At 75.3% G+C, this 12,873-nt stretch carries 13 protein-coding genes and 3 pseudogenes; 1 reads left to right on the top strand and 15 read right to left on the bottom strand.

Annotation, left to right across the window (positions count from 1 at the left end; genetic code table 11):
• The 13 genes and pseudogenes from BJF79_RS18145 to BJF79_RS18095 form a co-directional block, all read right to left on the bottom strand.
• Window positions 1-909: pseudogene (locus tag BJF79_RS18145) on the bottom strand (hypothetical protein); the annotation flags it as partial.
• Window positions 910-1,126: 217 nt separating this feature from the next.
• Entirely contained in the window at window positions 1,127-2,266 is a 1,140-nt protein-coding gene (locus tag BJF79_RS55530) for a LysM peptidoglycan-binding domain-containing protein (protein ID WP_158079214.1), read from the bottom strand.
• Between the two features lie 61 nt (window positions 2,267-2,327).
• Complete coding sequence (locus BJF79_RS60605) at window positions 2,328-2,765, bottom strand: TadE/TadG family type IV pilus assembly protein (protein WP_075898976.1); 438 nt, start codon at window positions 2,763-2,765, stop codon at window positions 2,328-2,330.
• Complete coding sequence (locus BJF79_RS60600; RefSeq protein WP_262402225.1) at window positions 2,762-3,043, bottom strand: hypothetical protein; 282 nt, start codon at window positions 3,041-3,043, stop codon at window positions 2,762-2,764. Before BJF79_RS60600 ends, BJF79_RS60605 begins: the two co-directional genes overlap by 4 nt.
• 165 nt (window positions 3,044-3,208) lie before the next feature.
• The gene (locus tag BJF79_RS60590) at window positions 3,209-3,415 is read right to left on the bottom strand and encodes a hypothetical protein (protein WP_262402224.1); all 207 of its coding nucleotides are present in this window, start codon (window positions 3,413-3,415) and stop codon (window positions 3,209-3,211) included.
• A 127-nt stretch (window positions 3,416-3,542) separates the two neighbouring features.
• Window positions 3,543-3,599: pseudogene (locus BJF79_RS60585) on the bottom strand (pilus assembly protein); the annotation flags it as partial.
• Window positions 3,600-3,655: 56 nt separating this feature from the next.
• Window positions 3,656-3,877 carry a hypothetical protein gene (locus BJF79_RS18120; RefSeq protein WP_075898974.1) on the bottom strand — a complete coding sequence of 74 codons (222 nt, stop codon included), beginning with the start codon at window positions 3,875-3,877 and terminating at the stop codon, window positions 3,656-3,658.
• Window positions 3,878-3,936: 59 nt separating this feature from the next.
• Window positions 3,937-4,854: a type II secretion system F family protein gene (locus tag BJF79_RS18115; RefSeq protein WP_075898972.1), complete on the bottom strand. Its 918-nt coding sequence runs from the start codon at window positions 4,852-4,854 to the stop codon at window positions 3,937-3,939.
• A complete protein-coding gene (locus BJF79_RS18110; protein WP_075898970.1) occupies window positions 4,851-5,813 on the bottom strand; it encodes a type II secretion system F family protein in 963 nt (320 codons plus the stop codon). The genes BJF79_RS18115 and BJF79_RS18110 overlap by 4 nt, the downstream gene beginning before the upstream one ends.
• 43 nt (window positions 5,814-5,856) lie before the next feature.
• Window positions 5,857-6,069: a hypothetical protein gene (locus BJF79_RS60580; protein WP_262402223.1), complete on the bottom strand. Its 213-nt coding sequence runs from the start codon at window positions 6,067-6,069 to the stop codon at window positions 5,857-5,859.
• Window positions 5,994-7,154 carry a CpaF family protein gene (locus BJF79_RS18105; protein ID WP_262402222.1) on the bottom strand — a complete coding sequence of 387 codons (1,161 nt, stop codon included), beginning with the start codon at window positions 7,152-7,154 and terminating at the stop codon, window positions 5,994-5,996. The genes BJF79_RS60580 and BJF79_RS18105 overlap by 76 nt, the downstream gene beginning before the upstream one ends.
• Window positions 7,154-8,506: a hypothetical protein gene (locus BJF79_RS60575; RefSeq protein ID WP_262402221.1), complete on the bottom strand. Its 1,353-nt coding sequence runs from the start codon at window positions 8,504-8,506 to the stop codon at window positions 7,154-7,156. The genes BJF79_RS18105 and BJF79_RS60575 overlap by 1 nt, the downstream gene beginning before the upstream one ends.
• Window positions 8,507-8,556: 50 nt before the next feature.
• Complete coding sequence (locus tag BJF79_RS18095; RefSeq protein WP_075898968.1) at window positions 8,557-8,856, bottom strand: hypothetical protein; 300 nt, start codon at window positions 8,854-8,856, stop codon at window positions 8,557-8,559.
• A 519-nt stretch (window positions 8,857-9,375) separates the two neighbouring features.
• Here BJF79_RS18095 and BJF79_RS18090 point away from each other — a divergent pair.
• Window positions 9,376-11,112 carry a protein kinase domain-containing protein gene (locus BJF79_RS18090; RefSeq protein ID WP_075898966.1) on the top strand — a complete coding sequence of 579 codons (1,737 nt, stop codon included), beginning with the start codon at window positions 9,376-9,378 and terminating at the stop codon, window positions 11,110-11,112.
• A 13-nt stretch (window positions 11,113-11,125) separates the two neighbouring features.
• On the opposite strand, the gene BJF79_RS60570 is transcribed toward BJF79_RS18090, so the two are convergent.
• Together BJF79_RS60570 and BJF79_RS67040 are read right to left on the bottom strand one after the other, a co-directional pair.
• Window positions 11,126-12,121 (bottom strand): hemerythrin domain-containing protein, encoded by a 996-nt coding sequence (locus tag BJF79_RS60570; protein ID WP_262402220.1) that lies wholly within the window; start codon window positions 12,119-12,121, stop codon window positions 11,126-11,128.
• 554 nt (window positions 12,122-12,675) lie between these two features.
• Window positions 12,676-12,822 (bottom strand): annotated as a pseudogene (locus BJF79_RS67040) (FAD-binding oxidoreductase); the annotation flags it as partial.
• Window positions 12,823-12,873: the final 51 nt, after the last annotated feature.

The following is a 12,873-nucleotide window of genomic DNA, read 5'->3' as shown; positions in this document are numbered from 1 at the left end:
GGGCGGTTCGCCCGTGTCGGGCATCGGGACGGACTCGGCGGCGCCCGCCGTCCGGAACAGTTCGAACACGCCGCGGTACTGGTCGTCGGTGACGAGCTGGGCGTCGACGTCGAAGCCGAGGACGCCCGCGTGCAGGCGGCCCGTCCCGTCCAGGTCCCAGGTCCAGGTGGCGCCCTGGACGTCGCCGGGGACGAGGTATCCGGCGGCCATCCGGGTGCCGGTGCGGGCGAGCGCGACGAGCCGGTCCGCCTCCTGCGCGGTCGGCCGGTCGGCCATGATCAGGTAGTGCGGCATCCACGCCTCGCCGAACACGCCGCGGCAGCGGCCGGTGAGGACGGAGTCCACGCCGGACGCGGCGAGCGCCTGCCGCACCTCCTCGGCCCGTCCCTCCAGTTCGGGGAGCGCGTCGGACAGGTGCGGGACGGCCCGGACCCGGTCGGGCGCGATCTCGGTGAGGCCCTCGCCGAGCTCGTTGTCGAACCCGACGAGCGTGATCCGCATGTGGTCGGACCAGCGGTTGGTGGCGAGTTCGAGGGCGAGCGCGGCGAGCACGGCGCGGCGTCCCGCCATGTCCGCCTCGCCCTCGGGGTCCTCGGGCCGTTCGCCGGGTCCGCGCAGCGCGATCAGGCCGTGCGCGGCTTCGAGGTCGACGAGGATCCGGCCGTTGGCGTTGGTGCCGATGGAGACCAGGCCCGGGTAGGGGGCGAGGACGTCGGCGAGGTCGGACGCCTCCAGGCCGGGCAGCGCGTCGGCGCGCAGCCGCCACACCTGGCCGTCGTCGAACGCCTCCCACGGCGACGGCGGGTTCCGGTCGGCGGGCGCGATCCACAGGTCGAGGCTGCCGTGCCCGAGGTGCACCCCGAAGACGGTCGGCATGGCCCGTCCGCCCGCCGCCATCGACTTCGACATGTGCCGCAGGCCGAGGTCGAGCAGGCGGGCGCGTCGTCGTCCGCGCCGAACCGCAGCGCCCGCTCGGCCTCGGCGGCCCGGCCCCGCGGCCGGACGATCATGTGCCCGAACGCGCGCCGCCACATCTGCTCGCGGCGGCGGCGGCCGAGCGCGGTGAGCACCCCGGCGGCCAGCAGGGACGCGACGGCGAGGCCCTGCGGCCATTCGAGGTCGAAGGTCAGGTCGAGGTCGAGGGAGGGGCCGTCGGCGGACGGGTCGTCGGCGGCGTCCCGCTGCCCGGGACGGGCGCGCCGCCGCTGCCCACCCCGCCGGTCATCTCCCCGGACGGCGACGCGGGCGCCTCCTCCGCCGGGGCCTGCGGCGCGGGCGCCTGCTCGGCCGGGCTCTCGGGCGCCGGGGCGTCGGGCGCGGGCGTCTTCGGCTGGACGGGCGCCGCCGGTGCGGGCTCGGGCTCCGCCTCCGGCTGCGGCTCCGGTTGCGGCTCGGGGGCGGGGTCCGGCGCGGGCCCGTCGGGGACCGCGTGCCCGTAGCGGTAGTACTCGTCCAGGTCCTCCGCCTGGACGACCTGCGCGCCCTTCGCGTCCGCGGGCATCTCCAACACCCAGCCGGGACGGATCAGGCTGGCGATCGTCAGGCGCGTCCCGTCCGGCTGGACGTGGCCCTTGTTCAGCTCGTAGATCTCCTTGTACCGCCGCCCCTCCCCCAGGCACTTCTCCGCGATCTCCCAGAGGCTCTCGTGGTGGCGGCCCTCGGGCGGCTGCACCCGGTAGATCTTCGCCGTCGCGGCCCGCTGCAGCGGCTCGGCCGCGAGCGCGGCGTCCGCGCCGGTGTCGGGGGACGTCGCGGCGACGGGACGCACGGCCGCCGGGTCGGGCGCCGGACGGTACTCCTGCGACTGGCTCTGCGCCTGGCCGGGCGGGCTCTGCGAGAGCCCGCCGCCGGAGAACGCCGGAACGATCGCGGTGGCGGTGGTGAACAGCAGCAGCGCGGTGACGACGAGGCGGTGCACGAGCGACTGCGTGCCGCCCGCGAGGGGCACCCGGGCGGGGACGCCGACGCCCCGGATCCCCGCGTAGACCTCGACGATCACGCAGACGGCGAGCTGCAGCCACGCGAGCCAGACGAGCGCGACCAGGATCGTGATCAGCGAGCCGGGGCCGACCCTGGCGGTGAGGTCGTCGAGCGTCGGCGCCTCGGCCGGGACGGGCGAGCCGAACAGGGTGAGCAGCGCGAACGGGACGCCGGCCAGCAGCGCCGCGAGCGCGATCAGCGCGCCGATCCCGGCCAGGACGTCGCCCGCGCTCCGCCGTCCACGCACCCGTGCGGGCGGTCGTCTGTGCCCGTGCCGAGTCACCATCGCGCTCTCCGGTCCCTGAACGTGCTCGCCATCGTAATTCGCGTCGTCGTCGGCTGTCGCGTCATGGGGCGGCCCCCGTGACGGGACGGGCCGTGGCGTCGGACGTCATCGTGAACTCGCCGAACCCCGGGAAGACCGCGAGGAACTGCGGCTGCACGTTGATCTGCACCGTGACGGTCACGGCCTCCGTCGACGCGTCGCACCGCGCGCCCGTCACCTCGTCCCCGTACGCGGAGAGGAGTTCGCAGGCGGCGGCGCGGGCCCGTCCGGGGTCGACGACGGGTTCGCCGGTCTCGCGCAGCGCGGCGAGGTCGATCTCGTTGGCGCCGGCGCGGGCGGCCTGCTCGGCCATGTCGGCGGCCCGCTGCCGCGCGTGGATGGCGAGCCCGCCGTCCACGAGCAGGCCCGCGAGGAGGAACACGACCGGGGTGAACAGGACGACGTAGAGGGAGACGGTCCCGCGGTCCCGCTCGGCGGCGTCGGTGCCGGAGTTCGTCACAGGCCGTCGCCTCCGCCCCGGTAGGTGTAGGTGTCGATGGGGGCGACGGCGCGGCCGACTAGCCGTTTCGTCCCGGGCAGCCCGATGAACGCGAGGTCGCCGAGGTCGACGTCGCAGGCGATCTCGACGACGACGCGGCCGCCGGGGCCCCAGCCGGACACGTCCGTCCGGACGTCCGGGCCGCCCGCGCACCAGGACGTGCCGCGCAGCCCGGCGGCGGCGGTGCGGGCGGCGCCGGGGCGCGGCGGACGCGGCGCTGCGCGCGCTGGACGTGGCACGCGCGGCGTCGCGGGCGGCGCCGTCCATCTGGCTCTGCGCGTCGACGAGCCGCCCGGCGCCCGCGAGGATCAGCAGGAACGCCACGAAGATGGGCGTGACCAGCACCATCTCCAGCGACATCGATCCCCGGTCGGGCGGCCGGTCGGACGGCCGCTCGCGACGGCTCACTGCGCCCCTCCCTGGCAGGCGGTGCCCGCCCCGACGTCCGGGCGGAAGCATTCGATCGGGCCCTGCGACCGCTGCGACACGCGGAACGTCATGAACGGGATGACGGCCACGGCCTCGCCGCGCACCTCGACCCAGCGCTCGTCGTTCGCCTCGCCAGCCGTGACCGACAGCCCGCCGAGCAGGTTCGGGCCGACCTCGCGCACGTCGCTCTCGGCCCGCTCGACCGCCGCGCCCTGCCAGCCGCCGCCGGGCGGCGCGGTCCGGGTCGACGCGCGCGCCGGACTGCGCGGCGGCGAGCGCGACGTGCCGCGCGTGGAACACCATCGCGAACTGCACGACGGTCAGCAGGACGAGGATGAGCACCGGGGTGAGCAGCGCGAGCTCCATCGACGACGCCCCCGCGTCGGTCGAGCGGAGGCGCCGGACGAACCGCCGCACGGCGGTCAGCCCGTGTTGATGCTGTTGGCCTTGTCCTGCACCTTGGTCATGATGACCCCGCCGATCGCGATCGCGATGGCGGCGAGGATGGCGGTGATGATCGCCCACTCGATCGCGGACGCGCCGCGGCTGCGTTCCTCGTCGTCGCGCAGCCGCGCCAGCCGGTCGTCCAGCACGGCGCGCAGGTAGGCGACGGACGGGTCGTTCATCGGGTTCGGCAACCTCATCGCTGCACCTCCAGGGGGGCGGGTTTCGGGGTTCCGGTCGAGCCGTTCGAGACGTTCGGTCATGCGCTCAGCACCCGCATCAGCGCCGGGTAGGCGAGGAAGACCAGGAAGCCGGCGCACAGGAAGAGCTGGGCGACGAGCATCGACTGGGAGCGCTCGCCCGCCTTGCCCTCCAGCTCCGACAGCTCCCGGCTGCGCATGGACGCGGCGCGGGCCGAGAGCGACTTGCGGATCTGCGCGCCGTCGTCGGCGACGAGCGCGAGCGCCCCGGCGAGGTCGCGCAGCTCGGCGACGTCCAGCTCCTCGCCGAGGCCGCCGAGCGCCTGCCAGGGGGTGCGGCCGGTGATGCGGGCGTTGCCGAGGGCCTCGCGGATGCGGTGCATCCCCCAGCCCTCCCCGACGTTCGCGGCGGTGAGCAGCGCCTCGGGGACGCCGCGCCCGCCCGCCAGGTTCATCGCGACGAGGTCGAGGAACGCGCCGACGACGTGCCGGAAGTCCTGGCGGCGGGCCTGCGCCTCCTGCTTGAGCTGCAGGTCGGGAAAGAAGAAGAACAGCAGCGCGAACAGCCCGCAGATCCACACCGGGGCCTGCACGGACGTACCGAGCCCGAGCAGCGCGAAGTACCCGACGACCAGCGGGACGAACAGCAGCGCGGCGGCGGGCAGCAGGAACTTCGTCGCCAGGAACGCCTCCAGCGACCGTTCGGTGATCGCCAGGTCGGCGCGGACGGACCGCAGCCGCCAGCCGCGCGCCTCGCAGAACCGCGCGAGCTCGCCGCCGAGCCGGGCGCGCAGCCCGCCGACGCGTTCGAGGGTCGGGGAGATCCGGCCGGGCTGCGCCGGTTCGAGGTCGCGGCGGCGCGCCGCGTCCAGCGCCGCCATCCGCGCGGCGAGCCCGGGACGCGCCGGGAACAGCGCCCTGAACAGCAGGTACAGGCCGACGCCGACGACGGCGCCCGCGGTGAGCGCACCCGTCACGAGCCCCCACCCCCGCCCGCGTCCATCACGTGCCGGCCCCGCAGCGGCTCGGTCTGCCAGCCCGCGACGGTGCTCGGCACCTCGCCGGGGACGCCCGGACGCGGCGCGTTGCGGGGCTCGCTGAGGAACCGCGCGGGCAGCTCGTACTTCGACAGCCGCCGCAGCCACACGAACGCCGCCGCGTACAGGGCGACGACGAGGCACAGGACGAGCTGGCCGAGGAAGTCGTCGTACGGTTCGACGTACGAGCCGTTGAACACCGCGAGGCCGAGCGCCGTCCCCACCGACACGCCGACGACGATCCGCACCGACCGGCGGGTGGAGCGCCGGTCGGCCTCGACGCGGCGCCGCATGTCGAGTTCGGCGCGCGCGGACGCGGCGAGCGCGCCGAGCATGTCGCGCAGGCCGGGGCCGCGCAGCTTCGCGTTCAGGATCAGCGCCGCGATCACCAGGTCGGCGGACGGGTCGTCGAGATCGTCGGCGAAGCGGCGCAGCGCCTCCGGCATCGGGACGCGGGTGTGCAGCCGGTCGACCAGCTCCCGCAGCGGCACCCGCAGGACGGGCGCGGCGGCGCGCTGCGACGCGGGGATCGCCTGTTCGAGGCCGACGGCGCCCGCGATCGTGTCGCGCAGCGACTCGGTCCACCCGGCGAGGGCCTCCAGCCGCGCCATGCCGCGCCGCTCCTCGGCGGCCCCGCCGACGAGCCCGTCCCAGCCGAGGACGAGCGCGCCCGCGCCCACGGCGGCGATCGGCCAGCGGGTGACGACCAGCACGGCCGTCCCGGCGATGACGGCGAGCGCCGTCCGGGTGGTGAGGGTGCGGACGAGGTCCTCGCGGCGGCGGCCCTTCGCGGGGCGGGGCCGGGCCGGGTGGCCGCGCAGCGCGGCGCCCAGCAGCAGGAGCCCGCCGCCGACCAGGGCCCCGGCGATGACGGCGAGCAGCACGTCGGGCTCGAACATCAGCCGTCCCCTCCCGTGCCCGCCCCGCCGCTCGCCCCGCCGCTCACCAGGCACCCCCGGACGGGTCGTAGCCGTGCTGCGCCAGCTCGTCGATGCAGGTGATCGGGGCGGCCGGCGCGGCGTGCCCGTCCGGTCCGGGCGCGAACACCTCCGAGGACAGCACGCGGCCGTCCACGCCCGTCACCTCGCGGACGCTGGAGACGAACCGGCGCAGCCGCCCGCCGTGCGCGTAGTCGTTGCGTTTCTCGATGAACACGACGAAGTCGATGCGCCCGCGATCAGCATGTGCGTCGCCTCGACGGGGAGCCGCTCCTGCGACTGGATCGCGTACGTCGCGATGCGGTTGAACACCTCGACGGACGAGTTCGCGTGGATCGTCGACAGCGACCCGTCGTTGCCCTGCGTCATCGCGTTCAGCATCGTGACGATCTCGTCGCCGAGCACCTCGCCGACGATCACCCGCGACGGGTTCATCCGCAGCGACCGGCGCACCAGCTCGGCCATCGAGATCGCGCCCTGCCCCTCGGAGTTCGGCAGCCGCTGCTCGAACGCGACGCAGTTCGGGTGCAGTTCGGGGAACGCGTCGAGGCCGAGTTCGAGGGCCCGCTCGACGGTGATGAGCCGCTCGTGCTGCGGGATCTCGTTCGCGACGGCCCGCAGCAGCGTCGTCTTGCCCGCGTTCGTCGCCCCGGCGATCATGATGTTCTTGCGGGCCAGCACCGCCGCGCGGAAGAACAGCCCGACCTCCTGGCCGAACGTGCCGTTGCCGACCAGGTCGGCGAGGAACACCTTGCCGAGCCGCGCGCGCCGGATCGACAGCGCGGGGCGGACCGTCACGTCCATGACCGCCGACAGCCGCGATCCGTCCGGGAGCCGCAGGTCGAGTTCCGGGTTCGCGGTGTCGAACGGGCGGGACGACAGGCCGCTGTACGCCGCGAGGATCTGGATCAGCTCGACCAGTTCCTCGTCGCTCTCGGCGACCGGCTCGCCCATCACCTCGCGCCCGTCGGCGTACCCGATGAACACCCGGTCGCAGCCGTTGACGTCGATGTTCTCGATCTCGGGGTCCTCCAGCAGCGGCTGGAGCCGGCCGACCCCGAACAGCGCCGCGTGGACGCCCGCCGCGAGCGCCTCCTCCTCGTCGGCGTTCGGCGGGCGGCGTCCCGAGGTGATCTCCCCGCGCGCGAACTCTTCGAGGACCTGCCCGATCAGCGCGCGGGCGAACTGCCGCTCGTCCTCCCCGGACATCGGCGCGAGCCCGTGCGCGGCGTCGAGCCGGCGCTGCTGCGCCAGCCGATCCCCGACCTCCTGCCGGAGCCGCTTGACCAGCCCGTGATCCACTAGCGCCTCCCCTCGGCCTGCGGTGCGGCGCGGGGCGGGGACGTCGCCGGGCGGCGGGGCCTGCGCGGCGATCGGGCCTCGCGCGGCGGCGTCGCGGCGCGGGTTCGCGGTGATCGGCCGAGCAGCTCGCCCGCGACCTCGCGCGCGGACCGGATCAGCAGCGAACGGTCCAGTCGGCCGCCCCAGCGGCCCGCGAGCAGGTCGGCGCCCTTGGGGTCGAGCGCCATGCCGCCGAGGACGGCGACGGGCGGCGCGGCCGGGCCCGGTTCGGCGGACGCGCCGGACGCACCGGGTTCGGGGGGCGCGGCGTCGTTCGTCCGGCCGCGGCCGTGTCCGCGTCCGTGGGCGCCCGCGACGATGCGGTCGACTTCGGCGATCGAGCCGCGGAAGTCGCGCGGGTCGGCCAGCACCAGCACCCCGACCGGCGGGCCGCCGCGCAGCTCGCCGCTCAGCACCGACACGCGTTCGCGCAGGTGGGCGACCTGTTCCAGGGGCGCGCGGGTGAGCAGCACGACGAAGTCGGCCTCGCGCAGCAGGTCGGTCAGCGGGGACCCGGCGCCGAGCCGTCCGCAGTCGACGATGACGTCCACGGGGTCGAGGCCGGCGAACGCGCGTCCGAGCGGCCCCCACAGCCACGTCATGGCCTGCGCCTGCTCGGCGTTGGTGAGCCCCACGAGCACGTCGAGGCCGCCGACGAGCCGCTGGCAGTGTTCGGCGATCTGGTCGGGCCGCAGGCCCCGCCGGGCGGTCGCGGCCAGGCTGAGCAGGCCGCGCGACGGGTTGAGGATGCCGCCGTCGCCGGATCCCTCGGCGGCGGGCAGCCGGTACACCAGGTCGCCGCCCGCCTGGTCGCACTCGGCGACCAGCACCGGGCGCGGCCACACGGCGCCGAGGGCGACGGCCGCCGTGGTGACGCCGGGCGCCCCCTTGTCGGCCGCGAGCGCGATGACGGCCACGGCTAGTTCCCGCCCGCGCCGGTGCCGGTGCCCGGCGTGCCGCCGGACGTCCGCCCGCCCTGCGGCTGCCCGCCGGACGGCTGCGCGCCGCCGGACGGCTGCCCGCCGCCTCCGGGCGTCCGCGTCGTCGAGCGGCGGGGACGTGCCGCCGGGTTCGACCTTCGTCCCGGGCGGGATCAGCGCGATCGCGACGGCCGCGGCCGACGCCGAGCCCGCGACGTCCGCGGCCTCGGCGGGCTGCACGGCGACGTCCACCGTCGTGACGCCGGAGCTGAGCCGTTCGCCGCCGATGGTGTTCCCGCCGCCGCCCGCGCCGACGCCGACCACGATCGCGTCGCGGCCTGGAACGGTCCCGGGCGCGGCGCCGCCGTCCTGTTCGCCGCCGACCGCGTACACCGTGACGTGCTTGCCCTCGGCGACGCCGCCCGCCGGGATCTGGCCGGGCTTCAGCGCGAGCCCGACGACGAGCGTCCGGACGCGGAGTCGTTCGTCTCGCTGATCATCCCGTTGGTGAGCAGCGTGCCCTCCACCAGCGGGACGGTCGCGTAGTGCCGGGTCACGGCCTTCATCTCGGCCCAGCTCAGGTAGTCGATGCCGGTGCCGCCGATGCGCACCTCCCGCAGCGCGCTCGGCGGGATCTGCTGCCCGGCCGCGACCGGCTGCGCGATCATGATCGCCGAGACCCGGTCGCCGCTGGCCATCACGAGGTAGGCGCTGGCGAGCGCGCCGCCGAGGATGAGCAGCACGGCCAGGGCCGCGAGGGCGGGCTTGCGCTCGCGCGGCGGCGTGGGGAGCCGCTGCCCGCCGGACGCGCCGAGTCCCGAGCGGCCGAGCCCGGGGCGCCGCCGGACGGGGTTCCGGACGGGCCTCCGGCGGCAGTCGACTGATTGGCCTTCATGGCGCTGCCCACGCGCTCCTTCCCGCCCCGCCGCGGCCCCGCCTCGGGGCCCGCGCGCATCATCGAGCGATCCATGCTCGCGAAGGCGGCATCGCCGCGTCAATGGATTCGGTGAGGCCAAGCTCCAAAAACAAGACACGAACCGCAATGACCAGTGAGTTTTCCAACCACATCAGCGCTTACCGGGAGTCACGCACGTCGCCAGATTCCCAGCGGCCCCCCGCCCCGACCGTGGGAAAGCCACGAACGCGTCCGCGTCGGCGGGCGCACGGGGCGCGCCCGTCCGCCGAACGGTAACGATGATCTGGCGTCCCGAGAACAAGTCCGTCACTAAGGTGTTTTTGTGGCTGAAAACGGGGAAGCGCGGATGATCGCCGATCGGTACCTTCTGCTGGATCGGCTCGGGAGCGGGGGCATGGGAACGGTGTGGCGGGCCACCGACCAGACCTTAAATCGCACGGTCGCGCTGAAAGAGATGCACCTTCCGACCACGGATCAGGAACGCGCCAAGCAGTCCGCCAGAGCACGCCGGGAAGCGCGCACCATCGCCCAGATTTCGCATCCGAACGTCGTCAACGTCCACGATCTCGTGGAACTCGGCGAACGGTTGTGGCTGGTGATGGAGTTCGTGGACGGCCCGTCACTGAAAGACCACCTCGCCGCCGTCGGCCCGATGAATCCGCACGCCGTCGCGGGGATCGGTCTGCAACTCCTGTCCGCCCTGGAGGCCGTGCACGCCGCGGGTGCGCTGCACCGGGACGTCAAGCCGGGCAACGTCCTGCTGCGCGGCGACAACCGGGTGATGCTCTGCGACTTCGGCATCGCGGCGCTGACCGGGACCGACTCGATCACCGCGACGGGCGCGGTGGTGGGCTCGCACGAGTACATCGCCCCGGAGCGGCTGGGCGACCGGCCGGTGGGGCCGCCGAGCGACCTGTTCTCGCTGGGCGTCACGCTGTGCGTGCTGCTGGCCGGACGGTCCCCGTTCGCCCGCGCGGAGGCGCTGGGCGTCCTGAACGCCATCATGCACGAGCCGCCGGACGTCCCCGCGGCCGCGGGACCGCTGCGTCCCCTGCTGGAGGCGCTGCTGCGCAAGAACCCGGCCGAGCGTCCGACCATCGCGGCGGCGCGCGAGATGCTGCACCCGATCGCCGGGGCGGCGCCGACCACGCTCGACATGCCGAAGGGCTCGTGGACGCTCGGGTCCGCCCGGCGGCGCCTGCCCGTCATCGCGCTGGGCGCGGCGGCCGTCCTGTTCACCGCCGTCGCCACCGCGGGCGTGCTGCTGACCCGCTCCGGGGGCGACGACGGGGCCGCACCGGCGGCGAGCCCGACCCCCTCGGCACCGTCCAGTCCGGCGGCCGCCGCCGCCCTCCCGATCCGCACGGACGCGCTGCTCCCGCTCCCGGACGATCCGAACCCGAACGCTCCGGCGAGTTACTGGATGTTTTCCGGCGACCATTACGTCCGCGTACAGATCTCGGTTTCGGGCTACCCGGTGCAACGTCACCTTCAGGCGTCCTCGACGCTCCAGGCTTGGGACGACACCTTCAAGAACCTGCCGGGCTTCCAGAAGAAAATCGACGCGACGCTACGGGTTCCCGGCTTCCCCTCCGAGTATTGGGTGTTCTCCGGCGCCCAGTACATCCGGATCAAGCTCACCGGCCCCGAGCAGAACTACGACGACATGCTCGTGGCGGGCCCGAGGCCGCTCAGCGACTGGGCGAACGCCTTCGGGGAGCTGGCCGGGCACCGCATCGACGCCGTGATGCGGACACCGGACGACCCGAACCAGTACTGGGTGTTCTCTGGTGCCCGGTACGTCCGGACCACGCTGACCGGCACCGGGCCCGAGGGCACCGTCACCATCGGCCCGTCCGCGCTCTCCGGATGGCCCGGCACCTTCAACAAGTTCTCCGCGTTCACCCAGGGGATCGACGCGGCGATGCCCGTGCCGGGCTCGCGGAACGACTACTGGGTGTTCTCCGGCGACCAGTACATGAAGATCAACGTCACCGACGTCGCCTACACGGACACGGTGATCGCGGGTCCGGGGACCCTCCGCGACTGGGGCGCCCTCGGCTACGCCCGTCCGCCCGCGTGACCGGAGCCGCCCGTCAGGCCCCGCCCGTCCCGGCGGCGGCCCGCAGCTCGGCCAGGCGCGCGGCCCACATGGGCGGTCCGGCCTGCGCCATGGCCTCCAGCACCTCGGCGGGAACGGCGGCGGCGAACACCGCGTACATCTCCGCCGTGACGCCGTCGAGCAGCATCCCGAACATCAGCGGCACCTGCTCCGGGGGCACCGCCGCCAGCCCCATGCCGCCCACCTCGGCCCACTCGCCCGCCGTCAGGTGCCGGTCGATGAACGCCAGGGCCTCGGCCTCCTCCAGGGCGAGGTGCTCGCGCAGCGGAGGGAGCAGCGCGTCCAGTGCGTCCAGGACGACCTTGCGCCGATCCTCCCCGGGGTCGGCCGCGAACGCGGCGAGGGACGTCTCCGCCTCGCGCAACCACCGGTCGATCTCTTCGTGGTGCGCCGTCATGGCCGCGGTCAGCGCGCCCGTCCCGGCCGGGTCGCGTTCGGCGAGCTTGGGCCAGACCAGGGCGTCCTCGCTGCCGTGGTGGGCGTGCAGCAGCTCGATGAGGAACGCGCCGTGGCCGGCGACGCGGCCCGCACGCTCGGACGCGTCCGGAACACCGGCCACCGGCAGCGCGGCGACCAGTTCCCGCAGCCGGTCGAACTCGCGCCGGTACATGTCGTGGACGGCGACCATGTCGCGGCTGTCGGCGCGGGGCGGCAGCGGGACGGCCGCGAACGTGCCGCCGGGGTCGTAGCGGTCCTTGGCGCGCAGCAGCCGGGCCGCGTTGGGACCGTAGGCGTGCTCGGCCTGCGCCGGATCGTCGCCGCCGAGCAGGTTCGCGTACGTGCCGGGCAGCGCGTGCGGCGCCAGCGACTCCGCCAGCCCGCGCGCCCAGGCGCGGTGCGCGGCGGCGGCCGGGTCGCCCGCCTCCCACACGGCGATGGTCTCCACCACCAGATGCGGCGCCCGGACGCCGTACGCGGTGGCCTCGGCCGGAACGCGGGCGGCCGCGCCGTGCAGGCCGTGCAGCGACACCGCCGAGTACGGCGACTCCGCCGCCGCGGCGCCCTGGACGAGGTCGCGGCCGCCTCGGGCGGCAGCCCGGCGACCGTGCGCGGCCGCAGCTCGACGTGCCGTCCGGGCGGGAACAGCGCGTCGGTGCCCGCCATCAGCTCGGTCTGCGCGGACGGCCCGAACTGCTCGAACACCGGGACGCCCAGGGCTTCGAGCGGCGCCAGGGCGGCCTCGGCCGCGGCGGGCTCGCCGCACCAGGTCGGTGCCACGAACATCACCCGCTCCCCGGTGGGCGCGGTGAGCAGGCCGCTCTGCACGGTGAGCTCGTCCGGGCCGCCGAGGGCCAGCTCCGCGACCGCCGCCAGCCCCCGCGCGGCGTCGCCGAGCGGGTAGAACAGCATGCCCGACAGCAGCCCCGGCACCCGGTGCAGCCGGACCCGCAGGCCGGTGACGACGCCGAAGTTGCCGCCGCCGCCCCGCAGCGCCCAGAACAGCTCCGGCTCACGCTCCGCGGACGCGGTGATCTCCGTACCGTCGGCGCGGACCACGTCCACCGACAGCAGGCCGTCGGCGGCCAGGCCGAGCGCCCCGCTCAGCGGCCCGTAGCCGCCGCCGAGCGCCAGCCCGGCGAAGCCGACCGCCCCGGCGGTGCCCGCCGCGACCACCAGGCCGTGCCGCTCGGCCGCGCGGGCCACGTCGCGCGACAGCGCCCCGCCGCCCACGTCGGCCACGCCCGTCCGCGCGTCGAACGCGACGCCGCGCAGCCCGCGCAG

Source organism: Actinomadura sp. CNU-125, assembly GCF_001942465.1.
Classification (GTDB): domain Bacteria; phylum Actinomycetota; class Actinomycetes; order Streptosporangiales; family Streptosporangiaceae; genus Spirillospora.
This window is presented reverse-complemented; position numbering and strand designations above follow the sequence as displayed.